The organism is Marinobacterium ramblicola, assembly GCF_019084545.1.
Classification (GTDB): domain Bacteria; phylum Pseudomonadota; class Gammaproteobacteria; order Pseudomonadales; family Balneatricaceae; genus Marinobacterium_D; species Marinobacterium_D ramblicola.
The window spans coordinates 21,895-37,892 of sequence record NZ_JAHREP010000020.1; the positions used below are offsets into that span (position 1 = coordinate 21,895).

Here is a 15,998-nt window from a genome sequence, read left to right on the forward strand (position 1 = left end):
GGTATCGGCGACTGGCCGGTACCCTCTCTTTAGCAGGTCAGTCCGTACCGCTCATGCCACTGCGCCAAACTCTCCTCCGGATACTCGTCAAACATCTGATCGCCATCGTCCGCATGAAGCTCCACCCAGGACGCCTTGCTGCCCAACATCAGGTGGACGCGCTGAGGCGGCTTCGGCAGTTCGGTATCGATAGCGGATGCATGAGGATGGATCAGCTCCGGCCAGCGGCTATCGTAAACCCAGAGTGCGCTGCCGCAATGGGAGCAGAAGTGGCGCTCGGCGTTGCTCTTCTCACCGTCGATCCGCGCATGGTAGATGCTGATATTTTCGATCCCCTCCACCGTCAATGTCTCCGACAACGCGCCCAGGTTGATGGCGAAACCGCCACCGCCGGCAGTCTTGCGGCAGATCGAACAGTAACAGAGGTTATAGGGATAGGGGTGCGGCGACTCCACCTCGAATCGCACCGCACCGCAATGGCAGGAACCTTGAAGCAACATGTTGCACCTCCCGTCGGTTAGTGATCTAACTCTAGACGGTCGATGCGGATCAGGCTCGGCGACTCAGAATTTCAGCTTTGACGTCTGCATATCCTGAATCAGTTCAGGATCCACAGTTTTATTGTCGCGAGGGGGTTTCTCAACCTCTTTTTTCGGCTTGTTGCTACTCACCACACCCTTGCTGGCGCGCAGCTCCTTTTCAATCCTCATCCCCTCCTGCTCACCCGCCAGCCAGCCGCTGCGATACTCCTCGTCCTCGGCGAAGCGTGTCAGGTCTTTGATGATGGATTCCGAAGCGTTACCGCCTTTTTTAAGTCCGCTGTGTCGACCATCATGGAAACCGGTTGCATAGGAATCGCTGATAAATGTGCGCCCTATCATCGACTGGGAGCTACATGCACTTAACAAGAGCGGTGCCAACAGCACAAACATCAACAGTTTTGCGCGGAGGCACAATATGGAGGGGAGGAATAAACGCGGCTGCTTCATAGATAGACCCGAAAAAGCGACAAAAAACTCGAAAGTAAATAAAAACCACACAAAATCCGCCAATATAGCGGATAAAAAAACGCGCCAATTCTGCCATGGAACGCCGTTTTTTCATAGAGCGCGGCGTGCACTTCGCTCGCAATTCCAAGACGTTCGGTTACACTGCTTTCCCCCAATCGAACAGAGCAACCAGGATACTCGATGTCAGCGTCTCCCCGTCAGCCGTTACCCCGCCCCAGCATCGCCATTATCGGTGGCGGACCTGCGGGCCTGATGGCAGCCGAGCAGATCGCCAACGCCGGTCTTCCGGTTGAACTGTTCGACGCAAAGCCCAGCGTGGCACGCAAGTTTCTGCTCGCCGGTATCGGCGGCATGAATATCACCCATGCTGAACCCTACGATGCGTTCGTTACCCGTTATGGAGAGGCGCAACAGACTCTGCAGCCGATGCTGGATGAGATGACGCCGCAGCAGCTTCGCCAATGGATCCACGAACTGGGGATCGAAACCTTTGTCGGCAGCTCCAACCGTGTATTTCCCACCGGCATGAAAGCGGCGCCGTTACTGCGCGCCTGGTTGCACCGGCTGCGCGGCCAGGGCGTCCTGTTCCATCCCCGCCACCGCTGGAGCGGCTGGGTCGATAACGATCCGCAACAGGGCTGGAAGTTTGAAACCCCCGACGGTGAACTCTGCCGCCGCTTCGACGCCGTAATACTGGCATTGGGCGGCGCCAGCTGGGCCAAGCTGGGCTCCGATGGCCGCTGGTGCGAACCGCTGCAACAGGCCGGCATAACTCTGAATCCCCTGTTGCCCAGCAACTGCGGTTTCGAGATGAACTGGAGTCCGTATATCCAGGAGCGCTTTGGCGGCACGCCGATCAAGAATATCGCGCTGTCGATCACCGACCTGAACAGCACCCGAATCCAGCGCAAAGGCGAGTTCCTGGTTACCGGTTACGGTATCGAAGGTAGCCTGATCTATGCCCTCAGCGCCCCGCTGCGCGACCTGTTGCTGCTGGCCGATCCCAAGCACCCGGCTGAGCTGCAACTCGACTGGTTACCGCATTTAAGCCAGGAGGCGATAACCGCCAAGCTTAAACAACCGCGTAAAGGACTCTCCTTCGCCAACCTGCTGCGCAAGCGGCTACACCTGCCGCCAATAGCGCCAGCCCTGTTGCGAGAGTGCTGCCCGGCGCTGGATACCCATGACGACAATGCTATTGCCCAAGCGCTGAAAGCGATGCCGCTGCGCCCCACCGCCACCCGCCCGATCGACGAGGCGATCAGCAGTGCCGGCGGCGTGTGCTTCGACGCCGTGAACAGCGATCTGATGCTGAATCAACTGCCAGGCGTATTCGTTGCCGGCGAGATGCTGGATTGGGAGGCCCCCACCGGCGGTTACCTGCTGACAGCGTGTTTCGCCACAGGCAAGCGTGCCGGTCAGGGGCTGGTTCGGTGGCTGACCAGGACTAGCGACTGATCCGGTAGCCGATCAGCCGGTCTTTCCACATTTCAGGTACCCAGAGCATGTTGGAGTCCTCATCCCAGCCGAGATCGGCACTGCCCTTCTCCAACTGCAGTATCCGGCTGGCACTGCCATCCGGCTGCACCTGATAGAGTTCTCCTGTCATCCAGTTACTCAACACCAGCGAGTCACCGATCTGCACGACACCATCCCAGTTACCCGCCGGTCCATTCGGCATCGGCTCAAAACTGCCATCCTTCGTCGACAGGTTCAGGATATGGCCGGGTTGGTCGGTGCTGAAATCCTGCTGTATGCCAACACCCCAGGTGACCACCTTGAGTTGATCTCCATCGGCAAGAATGCCATTGGGCGTGCCCAACTTGTCATCGTGCAGCCAAAGCTCCAGCGCCCCCTGCTCCAGACGATAGATGCTGTTACCGAGAAAGTCCGACAGGTAAACGGTTCCATCCGCCGCCACATCAATGCCGTTTAGCATCTGTCCCTGTTCGGCCGGATAGCGGGCAACGATGCGTCCTTCATGAACGTCGATAACGACCAGTTCATGCAGATCTGCCACGTACAACCGCCCGTCAAAAAGCGCCAGCCCCTTCGGCGCGTCGAGCCCCTCCACCCATTTCAGTTCCAGTTCGGAGCCATCCGGACGTACCCGGCTGATATAGCCCACACCATCGGCTTCCATCGGGTTGCCGACGATATTGCTGACATAAACATAGTTATTCTGCGGATCGGGCTCGGCTGATTCCGGTTGCATAAAGCCCGAAATGGTAACGGCTTCCGTCGCCGCCAGTGTCTGGCCATGGCTCATTGAACTGATAAGCAGTGCTAAAGGGGTAGCGAGCAGTGCCTTGCGTACACTCATATAACCTCCTGTCGAGAGAAATGGATCAAACGGGCGAAACGCCTACCTCGACAAGGCTAAATACAATATGCTTTATGAACAACGAAGATAAACAAAGGTTAATAATATGCACCCTGAGCAACATTCAACGGTCAGCGAGCCGCACCGTGCCGAGAATTGGGAGCTACTGAGTGCATTGCGCCGGGCCCTGCGTGCCAGGGGGATGACCTATCGCCAACTGGCCGACCAGTTGGGGGTATCCGAGGCCACCATCAAGCGGATGTTCCGCGAGCAGGACTGCACCCTGAGCCGCCTGACCCAGATCTGCAGTCTGCTCGGCATCAGCGTCTATGACCTGATGGCGGTGGCGCAACGGCAGGAGGATAGTGCGACCGAGCTGACGCCGGAGCAGGAGGCCTATCTGGCGAGCCGTACCGGACACTTCGCCTTCCTGCTCTGCCTGGTGCAGCGCCAGACACCTGAGATGATCCAGGCCCGCCTGGGCTTGAGCGATCTCAGTCTGTTTCGCTATCTGCGTGACCTGGATCGTCAGGGGTTTATCGAACTGGGTGCCAACAACCGCTACCGGCTGCTGACCGGCCCCCAGGTGCGCTGGTCGCTGAAGGGTCCATTGCAACAGAAGCTCAAGGAGATCAACCAGATCTTTGTCGCCCATGTGATGGATCACAACGAACAGCCCGGTTACGCCTTCCAAAGCAACTTCCGTTTTATGAGCAATACTACGCTGAACGCCTTCTGCGAGGATCTGCGCCAGCTATCGCTCAAGTACCGGCGCCACTCCGCCCAGGAGGATGCCCTGCTGCCCGCCGATGCTCTACAGGGCGTGAAGTGGACACTGTGCATTGCCCCCTTTGCGCCGTCGGGGGTATTGGATATTCCGGAGCTGCCGAGCTAGCACCGATCCTGCCCACTACGTTGGCTAACAAGATCTCAAGCAGATGCTCCCATTAATCCAGAGCCTCTGCTGTTTGCCCCTTGCGCACCTGTCGTAACTGAACAGTATTGATCAGCGATACCAGTACGAAACTGAGCAGCATCAACATAAACCAGGAACTCAGTTTGGCAACGGATACCATATGCCATTCATCTACCTGGTTCGGGTAGATCCAGACATTGGCGTAGGTCGCGATATTTTCGGCCAACCAGATAAAGAGCGCGACCAGAAAGTACCGGGTGACCACCCTGAACGCCCGAACAACGGTTTTTACATCCATAGGTTGCTTATGCCCTGGCCGGCCATCCGATTGAATGTCAGTCGGTCAGAAAAACACCCCGCCCTGCTCCAGCATCAGTTCGAAACGTACCTCCCGACGCCACTCCAACTCCTGTTTCAGGCTGGTCAGATTGCGCAGCGAACGTGCGATTTCGGGAAGCTCCCGGCCAAGCTGCCTGATATCCTTCAGCAGTTGCTCAAGATTCTTCTGCTGTTTCTTGCGCGTGCCGGCATAGAGCAGGTGGTGCACGCGCAGCCTCTGCGGACTGGCATAGAGATAGCCCAGTTTTTCCATCTCCAGCTGCTCCAGCTTATCCTCGATGGAATCGCAGAGCGCCTCGAGCGCACTTTCAGGAACCTGCAGTCGATCATTGTCGACATGCTGTTGATAAAGCTCCAGCAGCGTCAGCATATCGTTGTCGTCCCGCGCCTGCAGCAACGTGCTCATCAATTGCTTTTTCTCCTGCTGGCGGACGGGATCCTGTTCCCGGTCCGGATGCAGGGCTTGCGCGGCACGGCGGAATAACCGCTTGAACCATTTGTCATCGAGCTCCGGTTCCGGCTCCAGCATCGCGTCGGCGAATGGGTTCTCCGCATACTCATCCTCTTCGGACGCGGCTCGTTCAGGCTCGGGAATGTCGTCGAAACCGAAAAAATCCTGCTGAGTGTCGTCATCCCCGGTTTTCTCCGCTGGTTGCGACTCCGAAGTTTCTCGGGGTTCGTCTTCGACGAAAGGGTCGAACTCGTCCTCATCATCGGGTATATGGGTAGGTGTGCCGAAATGATGCCGCTGCAGATCCATATACATCTGGGCCGCCGCCTTGGCATCCTGGTGATCGTACTGGCCGATCTGCTCCAGCAGTTCATGAATCCACTCCTCCAGCTCTTCACGGTGCCACTGGCTCAGACTCTTGCGCGTGGAGAGATCGATCAACCTCGACAGCAGCTTCCGCAACATCCCATGATTGTTCTTCATTTCGGGCAGAACCTTCTCATCGTATGTCCGGCACAGCCGGTCTATTTCGGCGAAGAACTTCTGCTGCTTCTTCTGCTCCCGCTGCAATGTCTTGGTCAGGCGCTCGAACTCCAGCTGCATACCGGAGAGTTTTCTCTTTTCGTTGGAAGGCTGATCGAGGAGGATTTCGATATTCATGGGCAGAGGGCTTGGGTCGTAGGAATCGGAACGCACATGCTACCGACTGGCGGTCTGAATGTTAACGGCTGCGGTATTGTACGTCCTGAACAATAGGTACAACGCAGGCTGAGGGCCTCGATACCCGGCATCCCGATCCTACCGCGCAGAATCCTGAGCCTGTATATCCTGCCGGTCACGGCCTACCCAAAGACCATAACGGGCCAGCAACAGGATAAACAGCGTTCCCGACAGGATAACCGGTGATAGCTGCAGCGCATCCGGTTCGGACAAAAACTTGTGTGGGCCGACACCCGGGATAGACACCAATGCCGCCAGCAGCACCCAGATATAGCGCTGCCGATTAGCGCAATAGATCAGCAGCATGGCAATCAGTTGCAGCGCGATTACGGCGGCATTCAGCGGCCCGACAAAGTCCGGTGGCGACAACTCCGCATGGGTGAAGAGCGCAACCAGCATCATCGCGTGCAACACAATCAAACCAAGCAGTGCCGACACGGCCAGCTGTGCTTTCGAATCCAACGTTTTCATCAACATACCTCCCAAATGATTGGAGGTATGCAGACTGACAGTTATGCCCCTAATCGTTCATTAACATTTGTTAATCGCGCGCCGGATTCGCGACAGGGTTACATTGGTGATACCGAGGAAAGAGGCCAGTTGATAGTCAGGAATGCGGTTGGCAATATCCGGGTTAGTGGAGACGAACTTGTCGTAACGCCGGGTTGCGGACAGCATCAGAAAATCATGCTCGCGCTGAAACTTTTGCTCAATCAGTTTTTCGGCGAAAGGCAGCGCAAAGCGCTCCCAATATCCTTGTTCCACGAGGACACCCATCAGAGGTGCCAACTCACATTCGAGAAGCTCGGTATTTTCCAGCATGGCGATATTGAACCGCACCGGCTCAGCCCTGTCCCTCGGCGCAACCGGCCAGAGCGTATCGCCCTCGGCAAAAAACGCCTTGTTCGATTCCTTGCCCTGCGCATCGAGGTAATACAGGCGCACCAACCCTTTGCGGATAAAAAACAACCTATCCCAGCGCTGACCCGCACTGAGCAGCGTGCTCTTCGCCGGATAGCTCCGGTATTTTATGCATGGCGCCAAAGCCGAAAGATCGAGCCTGACAGCATCCTGTTTGGCTAGCACTCCATCGATAAACTCGGCCAGCAATGACTCTGAACCAGCCATAAGGTACTCAACGCTCCGCCAGCGCCAGCTTGGCGCCCAGAGCGGCAAAGGTCACGGCAAAGGTGCACTGCATATACTTCGCGACGCGTGGCGAGCCCAGCACATAACGGCGGAAGCCGTTGGCCAGCCCTCCGTACAACAGGAACCCCAGCAGTGTCATCACCATGAACACCAGCCCCAACACCAGCATATGGGTCATCGGCGTTGCAGTGCCTGTCGGTACGAACAGCGGCAGAAAGGCGAGAACAATGCATCCGATCGCGGCGAAAAGGCTGGCACGAAAACCCAGAAACAGACCGGTGGAGAGCGTGTACAGCACACCGGTACCCGGTATCAGCACCACGATCAACGATGTAAGCAAGAACTCGGTACTGAGCATCTCCCCTCCTTGAAAACAGGTCCTTCGAGTCGAAGTGGACAGTATACCGAGAATGCAGCCGCCTACTGCAAACGATCTGAAAGTGATCCGGGAAAGTATCCGTCAGGGTACATAGACATAGAACCACTTAACGTTCAGCAACACCCGAACGAACGCGGCGGGATCGGTCATACCGCTAAAGTGCAGGTAGGATTTAACGGCGAACTGCTCCGGTGCCATCGCCATGTAGACCTCGCTGATCGAATCCCCCGACTCCCAGGCCGATACCCCGGCATGCTCGATAATCAGCTGACGTCGCTCCGCCGGCAGCACAGCCAGCTGAGTGACGTAGGCCAGATACTCCTGGGCTGCGTTGGTCAGCCGCGCCTTCGGACTGTTCTGGTGAAACAGCGCGTGGGCCACTTCATGAGCCACGACACTGCGATAGTGCAACCGGTCGAAAGCCTGGCCATAGAGCGTCGAAACCGCCCTCGTATCCGTCATCTCCTGCATCGACATCAACAGGATACGGCCCTTGTCCACATCGTAACTGCCCAGCGCTTTGTTGCCGTAGTGCTCCGAAACACTGTCCACTATGTCGATATCGATGATCCGGATTGGCTTGACCCCATATGCTTCCAGAAAACGCAACGCAGAGGCCGCGCCCTGGCAGAGATCTTCCATCTCGACGGGGTGGGCCGAGTGGACCTGCACCGGCACATCGGAACAGTGCTCTGCCCCAGCCCACACCGGCGTAAAACAGGAGCCAAGTAAGGAAAACAAAGTGGTTTGCAGAGTTCTGGACAGGCGTTCCATAACGACACCTCGCGGCTATATCGGGTCAGAGCAGCGTAGCGGCAGCCCTGCCCTGTCCAACCGCAGTGCCGGTTCTGACAGCCAATCTCCTTACCCTCTTAAATTTACTGTATGCCCATCCGTTACGCACAACGCGTCCAGATGAAATTTACGCAGCATCACGGGCATACATGGACCGGCATTGCGTTTAGAGAACTCGCCGCCGAGCCTCATACAGTTCCCACAGCTGTTGCTTTTCCAACCAGAACATCGGCGTGGTGCGAAAGAACTGCGCCAGTTTCAGCGCCGTGTCGGCACTGATGGCGCGCTGGCCGTTGACGATCTCGTTGACGCGGCGGCGGGAGATGCCGAGCCGGCGGGCCAGCTCGGTCTGGGAGATATGCAGGGGTACCAGGTAGCAGCGTTCCAGTAGCCGGCCCGGATGTTCCGGACGGCGGCTGTGCCAGAGCGCCAGCGGGTTGGGGGCACGCCTTACCCCCTCAGTCCGGCTTGTCATCCTTGAACATGCGCCAGCCACCGATCATGGTGGAGATCAGCGATTGGCGGGACATGATATCCTCGCGCACCGCCACGTAGACGTGGGTCATGACGAAGATGACGATGTACCACATCCCCAGATGGTGCCAGGTGTGCACATCCTGGCTCTGGCCGAATAGCGGAATCACCCAGCCAAATACTTGGTCGGCCCAACTGCCGGCACTAAGGCCCTCGCCATACAGCGCGAAGCCGGTCACAATCATGAACGTATTGCCGATGACGAAGAAGCAGAACATCGACAGCTGACCCAACGGGTTGTGACCGATGTACTTCTTCGGCGTTTTCGCCATGAACAGGTACCAGCGCACCTCGTGCCATACTTCGGACCACCATTTGGCACGCCAAACCGGCACGATAAACAGCTCACGCGAGTGGTGGTTGCCGACAAAGGCCCAGTAGATACGGCCAATGAAGGCCACCGCCAGGATGTAACCGGCCGAGAAATGGGCGAAGCGGATATAGCCCATCAGGAAGTTGTCGCTCGCCTCCCCCGGCACGCTCGGCAACGGCGAGCCGATAAAGTAGCCGGTGATGCCCAGCGTCAGGATGCAGAACACGGTGACCCAGTGCCAGAGCCGGAGCGGCGCCTCATAGACGTAGACCGCCGTCTGCTTGCGTACCTTCTCTTCGCGGTCACCGAGTTCGAGTTGTTTTTCCAGTGCCATCGCGGAATCCTCCACGGGCGTGCTCAGCGCACGCCCTTGCTGTCAACGGATCTTCACCTTGGTCAGCTCCTGCCCGTCTGGCGACATCACGTGTGTCGAGCAGGCCAGACAGGGGTCGAAGCTGTGCAGGGTACGCAGGATCTCCACCGGTTCATCCGGACGCTCCATCGGCGTGTTCAGCAGCGCCGCCTCAAAGGCACCGATGTTGCCATTATGGTCGCGCGGCGAGCCGTTCCAGGTAGTCGGCACGATCGCCTGGTAGTTGTCGATCTTGCCGTCCTTGATCTTGATCCAGTGGCCCAGCGCCCCGCGTGGTGCCTCGTTGATACCGACCCCCTGCGCCTCTTTCGGCCAGCTGCTCGGATCCCACTTCTCTACGTTGGCGGTCGAGCTGTCACCCGCCTTGATGTTGTTCACCAGCGCATGCCAGTCATCCAGCATGGAATCGGCGCACAACTCGCACTCCAGCGCGCGGGCAAGGGTGCGGCCCAGCGTCGAGGGCAGGAACTGCTTCAGCCCCAGATCGAGGCCAGTGGACTGGTTGAAAGCGGACAGCGAGCGGTCCACCTGTTCCTGCACATACTCCTTGCCGGAGACGTAGGCGATGATGTAGCGCGCCAGCGGCCCCACCTCCATGGCGTGACCGCGCCAGCGCGGCGCCTTGATCCAGGAGTATTTGGCGGACTCATCCAGCTCCTGGATATTGGTCTTGGTGCCCTTGGTTTTGGGGCCAAGCTCGAAGTGCGGCTCAGTCACCCCCTCCCAGGGGTGCAGCCCCTTGCTCTCATCTGCCCCATAGCTGTACCAGCTGTGGCTGACGAACTCCTGAATCTGCTCCGGATCGCGCACATCCACCGGATGCACCTCGTCCCAGTTGCCGTTGACGATGGCTCCCGCCGGCAGCAGGTCGGTGGACTTGTCGTAGGGCACCTGGGTGTAGGTACCATAGGAGAGCACATTCTGCCCCGCCAAACCGCCGCCGTGGAGCCAGTCCTTATAGATCCCGGCTACGGCCAACACGTCCGGCAGGTAGACATTTCGGGTGAACTCGCGCGCTTCCTGAATACGCTCCAGCACAAAGTTCAGGCTGGTCATATTGACCGGAGCACCGGCGGCGCCCACATCATCCAGATTGATGGCACAGGCCACGCCGCCAACCATGTAGTTCGGGTGCGGGTTCTTGCCGCCGAAGATGGTGTGGATCTTGACGATATCCTTCTGCAGATCCAGCGCCTCCAGGTAGTGCGCCACCGCCATCAGGTCCGCCGCCGGCGGCAGTTTGTAGGCCGGGTTGTCCCAGTAGCCGTTCGAGAACAGGCCCAGCTGACCGCTCTCGACGAACTTCTTCAGCCGCGTCTGTACGTCACGGAAGTAGCCCGGGCTGGATTTCGGGTGGTGCGGCGACACCATCTGCTGCAGCTCCGAAGTGGCTTTCGGATCCGCCTTCAACGCATTGACCGGGTTGACCCAGTCCAGCGCGTGCAGGTGGTAGAAGTGCACGATGTGGTCATGCACCTGCAGCGTTTTGTCCATCAGGTGGCGGATCAGGTGCGCGTTGTAGGGGATCTGGATCCCCAGCGCATCCTCCACCGCGCGTACCGAAGTAAGCGCATGGGTACCGGTACAGACCCCGCAGATACGCTCGACGAAGGCCCAGGCGTCGCGCGGGTCACGCCCCTTCAGGATCACCTCCAGCCCGCGCCACATGGTGCCGGTGGAGACGGCATTGCGGATGATGTTGTTCTCGTCGACGTTGACCTCGCAACGCATATGCCCTTCGATACGGGTCACCGGGTCAACGACGATGCGACGCCCTGAGTTGTCGAGATTGGCGGCGTTCAAATCGCTCATGACTCCTGCTCTCCCTGATCTTTATGACTGCTGGATGCGACCCGCTTGATGGCACTGACCGCGGCATGGGCAGCAATGGCGGCGCCGACACCACCGGCGACGGCGGTACCGATCTCATCGGCGTTCTGCTCGATACCGAACTGTTTGATATTGGTCAGGCGGTCGTAGAAGGAGCCCTTGTCCCAGAAACCATCTTCGGAGCAGCCAATACAACCATGACCGGCCTGGATCGGAAAGGAGGTGCCCTCGTTCCAACGTACCGTCGAGCAGGCGTTGTAGGTGGTCGGCCCCTTGCAGCCGACCTTGTACAGGCAGTAGCCCCTGCGTGCGTTGTCGTCGTCCCAGTGCTCGACAAACTGCCCGGCGTCGAAGTGCGGACGACGGTAGCACTTATCGTGGATACGTTGGCCGTAGAACATCTTCGGCCGCCCCTGACGGTCCAGCTCCGGAATCTTGCCAAACGTCAGCATGTAGGTGATGACACCGGTCATCACCTCGGCGATGGGCGGACAGCCCGGTACCTTGATGATCGGCTTGTCGGTGATCACCTTATGGATCGGCACCGCCTGGGTCGGGTTCGGCCGCGCGGCCTGCACGCAGCCCCAACTGGCGCAGCTACCCCAGGCGATCACCGCCTTGGCATCCTTGGCTGCATGTTTGAGCTGATCGAGGAACGGCTTGCCACCGACGATGCAGAACATGCCATCTTCGTTCAGCGGCGGGTTGCCCTCCACAGCGAGAATGTACTCGCCCTTGTACTTCTCCAGCGTCTGCTCCAGCGCCGCCTCCGCCTGATGTCCGGCAGCGGCCATCAGCGTGTCGTCGTAATCGAGCGAGATCATCGACAGCACCACATCCTTCACCAACGGATGGGCGGAGCGAATAAAGGACTCGGAGCAACAGGTGCACTCCAGGCCATGCAGCCAGACCACGGGGGTACGCGGTTTGGTCTCCATCGCGTGGGCGATCTGTGGTGCAAAGCTGGGTCCAAGACCCAGGGCTGCAGCGGTCAGGCTGCTGTACTTCAACAGGCTGCGGCGCGTAATCCCCTGGCGCCGCATCACATCATAAAAGGTTTCAATCTGGGCCATGCCGTACTCCCCTTGGCTCAACCTGCCTTCTGCGGACAGGCTGCCAGTCAGCTCTTATCGTTCTTGGGCAGAATCGGTAGATCTAGAGCAAGAAATGGCCCAGTTTTAAAAACTTTTTTATTTCAATTGGTTAACAGAAACCACCTGTCAACAATTCCGGTGGACAAGACAGTCCGTAGCCAAAATGGAAAGTTATTTTCCAGCCTCGGCTCGCTATTCACGATCAATCCCAGGCTGTTGATCGTCATTACCTATAAACAGATTTATCGCTCGATTAAGCGTGCTCTCCTCACGCCTCCCCCGATACTCAATCCAGCTAATGATGTTACGGCTCACGACTATGCTGCCCGATACGACAAATGAGCCGGCCGACAGCTTTTACAAAGGCAGTAACTCATCCCCGCCGCTTCCCCTGTCACCTCAATCTCTACCGCGCCGCAAAGGCACCGACCTTTGTGCGTAATCGCCATTTTTACTCCTCCCAGTTGTTCTTTTGGCTGGAGCACGTTTCCCACGGAATCAGAACAAGTCCGTGGAATCCCGTTTGCACTCCGGCTGTATCCCCCTTGCCAAACACCAGCAGACTGAAACACTCCACAAGGAAGTGATAACAACAAGGTAGTGTTCATATTAGGTGGTGCCGGAAGGGGTTACTAAATCGATGCTTAAACGCTGGAACTATCAGGAACTGTGGTCCCGTCCGATCAAGTTTTAATTACACGACACGATGTGCCAATATTCCGACTTTAACCGGGAGGATGATATGTCCGTTACCGAGAGTGTCCAGACCGAGCGTATCGGTTTCCTGTTGATCCCCGAGTTCTCGATGATCTCGTTCGCAGCGGTGGTGGATCCGTTGCGGATGGCCAACCGTCTCAGCGGCAAACCGCTGTATCAGTGGTTCTTTTACGGCCCCCATGATGAACCCGTTCCGTGCAGTAACGGCGTAACTGTAACGCCGACCCGGTTGATGGAGGAAACCGACGGGATCGACACCCTGATTGTCGTCGCAGGCATCAATGCTCATCTGGTCGATGAGAAGCCGATATTTAAGTGGCTACGTCAGCTATCCCGTCAACGCGTCGTACTCGGCGCCACCTCAACCGGCAGTTTACTATTGGCAAGAGCGGGGCTCCTGAAGGGTCATACCTGCACCATTCACTGGGAGAACCAGGAGAGCATGCAGGAGGAGTTCGTCGGCCTGAACGTGACCGGCGAGCTCTATGAGATCGACGGCAACGTGATGACCTGTTCCGGTGGTTTGGCAGGCCTCGATATGAGTCTGCAGCTGATCGCCCTGAAGCATGGCGAAGCACTGGCCAACGACGTAGCCGAACAGTGCATACACCCCCATATCCGCCCTGCCCACGACAAGCAGCGCATGAAGTTCCAGTTGCGCTACCACGCCAACCATCCGCGCTTGGTACAGGCGCTGGAACTGATGCGCGGCAATCTGGAGGAGCCGCTGACCTGCGAGGAGATCAGCGAAATGGTCGGCATCTCCAGTCGCCAGTTGGAGCGGCTGTTCCATCAACATCTCGGCGCGCCACCAGCCCAATACTATATGGACCTGCGCCTGGAGCGGGCACAGCATCTGCTGCAGCAGTCCAGCATGAGTATTCTGCAGATAGGCACCGCCTGCGGTTTCAGCTCCACCTCCTATTTCTCGCGCTGCTATCGCAAGAAGTACAACCACTCGCCGCGCGAAGAGCGCACCCGCACCTGACCCCGCCAAGACTTCTACACTCAAGTAGAGACCGGCAGGCACTCGCTACGACAATCAACCTGGCCGAGCCGACCTGCCTGTCGTAAATGTAACCCACACTGTCGGAAATTTACCCTCTACAGGGGGTGGTACTGAATTACTGTTGAACCCATGCCACCCCGCCACCCAGGGTGCATGTCATAACAACAACTACTACACATGGGGAAAGACGTTGGAACTTCTCGACTTTCTAAACGACAACCTCGATCTGATTCTGCAGTTGACGGCCGAGCACATTTCGCTGGTCGCCGTCGCCGTCGGACTCGCCACCGTCACCGGCGTCCCGATCGGCATCGCCATCACGCAGAATGAGCGGGCCGCGCGCATCGTGCTCTATGTCGCGTCGATCATCATCACCATCCCGTCAATTGCCCTGTTCGGCCTCATGATTCCACTACTGTCCACCATCGGTCAGGGGATTGGCTATCTGCCGGCGGTGATCGCCGTACTGCTCTACTCGCAGCTGCCGATTATCCGCAACACCTACACCGCCATTAACAACGTCAACCCCGCACTGCGCGAAGCCGCCAGAGGGGTAGGCATGAGCCCGCTGCAGCGCTTGCGGATGGTCGAAGTCCCGCTGGCGATACCAGTGATCATGGCCGGTGTGCGTACCGCCGTGGTGATGAACATCGGTGTCATGGCGATTGCAGCCTATATCGGCGCCGGGGGCCTGGGCGTACTGATCAGCCGCGGTATCTCACAGAGCGATCCGCGCCAGCTTATCGCCGGAGCCATTGCCGTGAGCATTCTGGCGGTCATCGCCGACTACGCGCTGCTCTGGCTGCAGAGGCGCCTCACGCCCAAGGGCGTATCCGCCTGATTACGACCTACTCCGCCGCCGCTTAACGGGACATGACAATGATAAAAATCGACAACCTGACCAAGATATTTGAAACCCCGAACGGACCGGTCACCGCTGCAGACCACATCAACATGGAGGTCCCCGAGGGGGAGATCTGTGTGCTGCTAGGCCCCTCCGGCTGCGGTAAAACCACCACGCTGAAGATGATCAACCGCATCATCCCGCCGAGCTCCGGCCGGGTCTTCATCAATGGTGAAGACACCACGGGCCTGAACACGGTGGAACTGCGGCGCAACATCGGCTACGTGATCCAGCAGATCGGCCTGTTCCCGAACATGACCATCGAGGAGAACATCGCCGTCGTGCCCAAACTGCTGGGCTGGGACAGCAATCGCTACAAGGCGCGCGCCAAGGAGCTGCTTGAGCTGGTGGCGCTGGATCCATCCGTATTCCTCAAGCGCTACCCCCGGGAGCTCTCCGGCGGTCAGCAGCAGCGCGTCGGCGTCGCCCGCGCCCTGGCCGCGGATCCGCCCGTGATGCTGATGGATGAGCCGTTCGGTGCCATCGACCCGATCAACCGTGAAGTGATCCAGGACGAATTCCTGAAGATGCAGCAGGAGCTGCGCAAGACCATCATGTTCGTCAGCCACGATATCGATGAGGCGGTGAAGATGGCCAATCGCATCGCCATCTTCCGCGGCGGACGCCTGGTGCAGTACGACACCCCCGATGACTTGCTGGCGCACCCCAAGGACGATTTCGTCGAAAGCTTCGTCGGCGATGACCGCGCACTGAAGCGCCTGCGTCTGGTCCAGGTCAGCCAGGTGATGGAACCGGTCGCCGTGGTCAAGCCCAGCGACAGCCTGCAGACGGCTCTCGCCCGCATAGAGGAGCATGGTTACAGCCGCGCCATCCTGATGGTCAACGAAAAACATCAGCCGATCGGCTATGTCTCCCGCAGCGTGGCGCAAACCACCAAGGGACTCTGCGGCGACCACTACTTCGGGCTAAAAGCGACGACATCGCCGAGCGATGATCTGCGCAAGGTGGCATCCCTGATGTTCAACCACGACACCACCTGGCTGCCCTGCACCGATGAACAGGGTGTACTGGTCGGCCGGGTCACCCAACAGGGGATCACTCACTATCTAGGTGCGACCTACCAGCGTGACGCCCTTAACGCGCAGAGCCCTCACCTGCATCAAGTCAACGCCTGAGAGAGG

The 15,998-nt window shown here is 58.3% G+C and carries 19 protein-coding genes; 5 read left to right on the plus strand and 14 right to left on the minus strand.

The window, feature by feature from the left end:
- Positions 1-29: 29 nt before the first annotated feature.
- A complete protein-coding gene (locus KQ940_RS15430; RefSeq protein ID WP_217414631.1) occupies positions 30-500 on the minus strand; it encodes a GFA family protein in 471 nt (156 codons plus the stop codon).
- 63 nt (positions 501-563) lie between these two features.
- Positions 564-989, minus strand: coding sequence for a hypothetical protein (locus KQ940_RS15435; protein ID WP_217414632.1), 426 nt, complete (start codon positions 987-989; stop codon positions 564-566).
- 201 nt (positions 990-1,190) lie between these two features.
- Here KQ940_RS15435 and KQ940_RS15440 point away from each other — a divergent pair, with 201 nt between their 5' ends.
- The gene (locus tag KQ940_RS15440; protein ID WP_217414633.1) at positions 1,191-2,468 is read left to right on the plus strand and encodes a BaiN/RdsA family NAD(P)/FAD-dependent oxidoreductase; all 1,278 of its coding nucleotides are present in this window, start codon (positions 1,191-1,193) and stop codon (positions 2,466-2,468) included.
- Here KQ940_RS15440 and KQ940_RS15445 read toward each other — a convergent pair.
- A complete protein-coding gene (locus tag KQ940_RS15445; RefSeq protein WP_217414634.1) occupies positions 2,458-3,333 on the minus strand; it encodes an SMP-30/gluconolactonase/LRE family protein in 876 nt (291 codons plus the stop codon). The genes KQ940_RS15440 and KQ940_RS15445 overlap by 11 nt on opposite strands.
- Before the next feature lie 106 nt (positions 3,334-3,439).
- On the opposite strand from KQ940_RS15445, the gene KQ940_RS15450 reads away from it, so the two are divergent.
- Positions 3,440-4,228, plus strand: a complete 789-nt coding sequence (locus KQ940_RS15450) for a helix-turn-helix domain-containing protein (protein ID WP_217414635.1) — start codon at positions 3,440-3,442, stop codon at positions 4,226-4,228.
- A gap of 52 nt (positions 4,229-4,280) precedes the next feature.
- Here the strand turns inward: KQ940_RS15450 and KQ940_RS15455 are convergent, their stop codons facing one another.
- From KQ940_RS15455 to KQ940_RS23275, 11 genes are all read right to left on the minus strand, one after another.
- The gene (locus KQ940_RS15455; RefSeq protein ID WP_246590116.1) at positions 4,281-4,547 is read right to left on the minus strand and encodes a DUF817 family protein; all 267 of its coding nucleotides are present in this window, start codon (positions 4,545-4,547) and stop codon (positions 4,281-4,283) included.
- 45 nt (positions 4,548-4,592) lie between these two features.
- Positions 4,593-5,699: a hypothetical protein gene (locus KQ940_RS15460; RefSeq protein WP_217414636.1), complete on the minus strand. Its 1,107-nt coding sequence runs from the start codon at positions 5,697-5,699 to the stop codon at positions 4,593-4,595.
- A 138-nt stretch (positions 5,700-5,837) separates the two neighbouring features.
- The gene (locus tag KQ940_RS15465; protein ID WP_217414638.1) at positions 5,838-6,230 is read right to left on the minus strand and encodes a hypothetical protein; all 393 of its coding nucleotides are present in this window, start codon (positions 6,228-6,230) and stop codon (positions 5,838-5,840) included.
- A gap of 60 nt (positions 6,231-6,290) precedes the next feature.
- Entirely contained in the window at positions 6,291-6,887 is a 597-nt protein-coding gene (locus KQ940_RS15470) for a Crp/Fnr family transcriptional regulator (protein WP_217414639.1), read from the minus strand.
- Positions 6,888-6,894: 7 nt separating this feature from the next.
- Positions 6,895-7,266, minus strand: coding sequence for a hypothetical protein (locus KQ940_RS15475; RefSeq protein WP_217414640.1), 372 nt, complete (start codon positions 7,264-7,266; stop codon positions 6,895-6,897).
- 102 nt (positions 7,267-7,368) lie between these two features.
- Complete coding sequence (locus tag KQ940_RS15480; RefSeq protein WP_217414641.1) at positions 7,369-8,061, minus strand: DUF6639 family protein; 693 nt, start codon at positions 8,059-8,061, stop codon at positions 7,369-7,371.
- A gap of 187 nt (positions 8,062-8,248) precedes the next feature.
- A complete protein-coding gene (locus KQ940_RS15485) occupies positions 8,249-8,557 on the minus strand; it encodes a HigA family addiction module antitoxin (protein ID WP_217414642.1) in 309 nt (102 codons plus the stop codon).
- Positions 8,541-9,263 carry a Ni/Fe-hydrogenase, b-type cytochrome subunit gene (gene cybH, locus KQ940_RS15490; RefSeq protein ID WP_217414643.1) on the minus strand — a complete coding sequence of 241 codons (723 nt, stop codon included), beginning with the start codon at positions 9,261-9,263 and terminating at the stop codon, positions 8,541-8,543. Before cybH ends, KQ940_RS15485 begins: the two co-directional genes overlap by 17 nt.
- Positions 9,264-9,305: 42 nt before the next feature.
- Entirely contained in the window at positions 9,306-11,114 is a 1,809-nt protein-coding gene (locus tag KQ940_RS15495; protein ID WP_217414644.1) for a nickel-dependent hydrogenase large subunit, read from the minus strand.
- On the minus strand, positions 11,111-12,205 hold the full coding sequence (locus tag KQ940_RS15500) for a hydrogenase small subunit (protein ID WP_217414646.1): 1,095 nt from the start codon (positions 12,203-12,205) through the stop codon (positions 11,111-11,113). The genes KQ940_RS15495 and KQ940_RS15500 overlap by 4 nt, the downstream gene beginning before the upstream one ends.
- 338 nt (positions 12,206-12,543) lie before the next feature.
- Positions 12,544-12,834 (minus strand): GFA family protein, encoded by a 291-nt coding sequence (locus KQ940_RS23275; RefSeq protein WP_485020578.1) that lies wholly within the window; start codon positions 12,832-12,834, stop codon positions 12,544-12,546.
- A 134-nt stretch (positions 12,835-12,968) separates the two neighbouring features.
- Here KQ940_RS23275 and KQ940_RS15505 point away from each other — a divergent pair, with 134 nt between their 5' ends.
- From KQ940_RS15505 to KQ940_RS15515, 3 genes are all read left to right on the plus strand, one after another.
- Complete coding sequence (locus tag KQ940_RS15505; RefSeq protein WP_217414647.1) at positions 12,969-13,931, plus strand: GlxA family transcriptional regulator; 963 nt, start codon at positions 12,969-12,971, stop codon at positions 13,929-13,931.
- A 211-nt stretch (positions 13,932-14,142) separates the two neighbouring features.
- Complete coding sequence (locus KQ940_RS15510; RefSeq protein WP_217414648.1) at positions 14,143-14,793, plus strand: ABC transporter permease; 651 nt, start codon at positions 14,143-14,145, stop codon at positions 14,791-14,793.
- Positions 14,794-14,825: 32 nt separating this feature from the next.
- Positions 14,826-15,992 carry an ABC transporter ATP-binding protein gene (locus KQ940_RS15515; RefSeq protein WP_246590117.1) on the plus strand — a complete coding sequence of 389 codons (1,167 nt, stop codon included), beginning with the start codon at positions 14,826-14,828 and terminating at the stop codon, positions 15,990-15,992.
- Positions 15,993-15,998: the final 6 nt, after the last annotated feature.

Bases quoted from the DNA above. Each gene is read 5' to 3' on its own strand.
- KQ940_RS15430 (WP_217414631.1), bottom strand. From the start codon at position 500: ATGTTGCTTCAAGGTTCCTGCCATTGCGGTGCGGTGCGATTCGAGGTG.
- KQ940_RS15475 (WP_217414640.1), bottom strand. From the start codon at position 7,266: ATGCTCAGTACCGAGTTCTTGCTTACATCGTTGATCGTGGTGCTGATA.
- KQ940_RS15450 (WP_217414635.1), top strand. From the start codon at position 3,440: ATGCACCCTGAGCAACATTCAACGGTCAGCGAGCCGCACCGTGCCGAG.
- KQ940_RS15435 (WP_217414632.1), bottom strand. From the start codon at position 989: ATGAAGCAGCCGCGTTTATTCCTCCCCTCCATATTGTGCCTCCGCGCA.
- KQ940_RS15445 (WP_217414634.1), bottom strand. From the start codon at position 3,333: ATGAGTGTACGCAAGGCACTGCTCGCTACCCCTTTAGCACTGCTTATC.
- KQ940_RS15495 (WP_217414644.1), bottom strand. From the start codon at position 11,114: ATGAGCGATTTGAACGCCGCCAATCTCGACAACTCAGGGCGTCGCATC.
- KQ940_RS15440 (WP_217414633.1), top strand. From the start codon at position 1,191: ATGTCAGCGTCTCCCCGTCAGCCGTTACCCCGCCCCAGCATCGCCATT.
- KQ940_RS15485 (WP_217414642.1), bottom strand. From the start codon at position 8,557: ATGACAAGCCGGACTGAGGGGGTAAGGCGTGCCCCCAACCCGCTGGCG.
- KQ940_RS15515 (WP_246590117.1), top strand. From the start codon at position 14,826: ATGACAATGATAAAAATCGACAACCTGACCAAGATATTTGAAACCCCG.
- KQ940_RS15480 (WP_217414641.1), bottom strand. From the start codon at position 8,061: ATGGAACGCCTGTCCAGAACTCTGCAAACCACTTTGTTTTCCTTACTT.
- KQ940_RS15460 (WP_217414636.1), bottom strand. From the start codon at position 5,699: ATGAATATCGAAATCCTCCTCGATCAGCCTTCCAACGAAAAGAGAAAA.
- KQ940_RS15500 (WP_217414646.1), bottom strand. From the start codon at position 12,205: ATGGCCCAGATTGAAACCTTTTATGATGTGATGCGGCGCCAGGGGATT.
- KQ940_RS23275 (WP_485020578.1), bottom strand. From the start codon at position 12,834: ATGAACACTACCTTGTTGTTATCACTTCCTTGTGGAGTGTTTCAGTCT.
- KQ940_RS15470 (WP_217414639.1), bottom strand. From the start codon at position 6,887: ATGGCTGGTTCAGAGTCATTGCTGGCCGAGTTTATCGATGGAGTGCTA.
- cybH (WP_217414643.1), bottom strand. From the start codon at position 9,263: ATGGCACTGGAAAAACAACTCGAACTCGGTGACCGCGAAGAGAAGGTA.
- KQ940_RS15505 (WP_217414647.1), top strand. From the start codon at position 12,969: ATGTCCGTTACCGAGAGTGTCCAGACCGAGCGTATCGGTTTCCTGTTG.
- KQ940_RS15455 (WP_246590116.1), bottom strand. From the start codon at position 4,547: ATGGATGTAAAAACCGTTGTTCGGGCGTTCAGGGTGGTCACCCGGTAC.
- KQ940_RS15465 (WP_217414638.1), bottom strand. From the start codon at position 6,230: ATGAAAACGTTGGATTCGAAAGCACAGCTGGCCGTGTCGGCACTGCTT.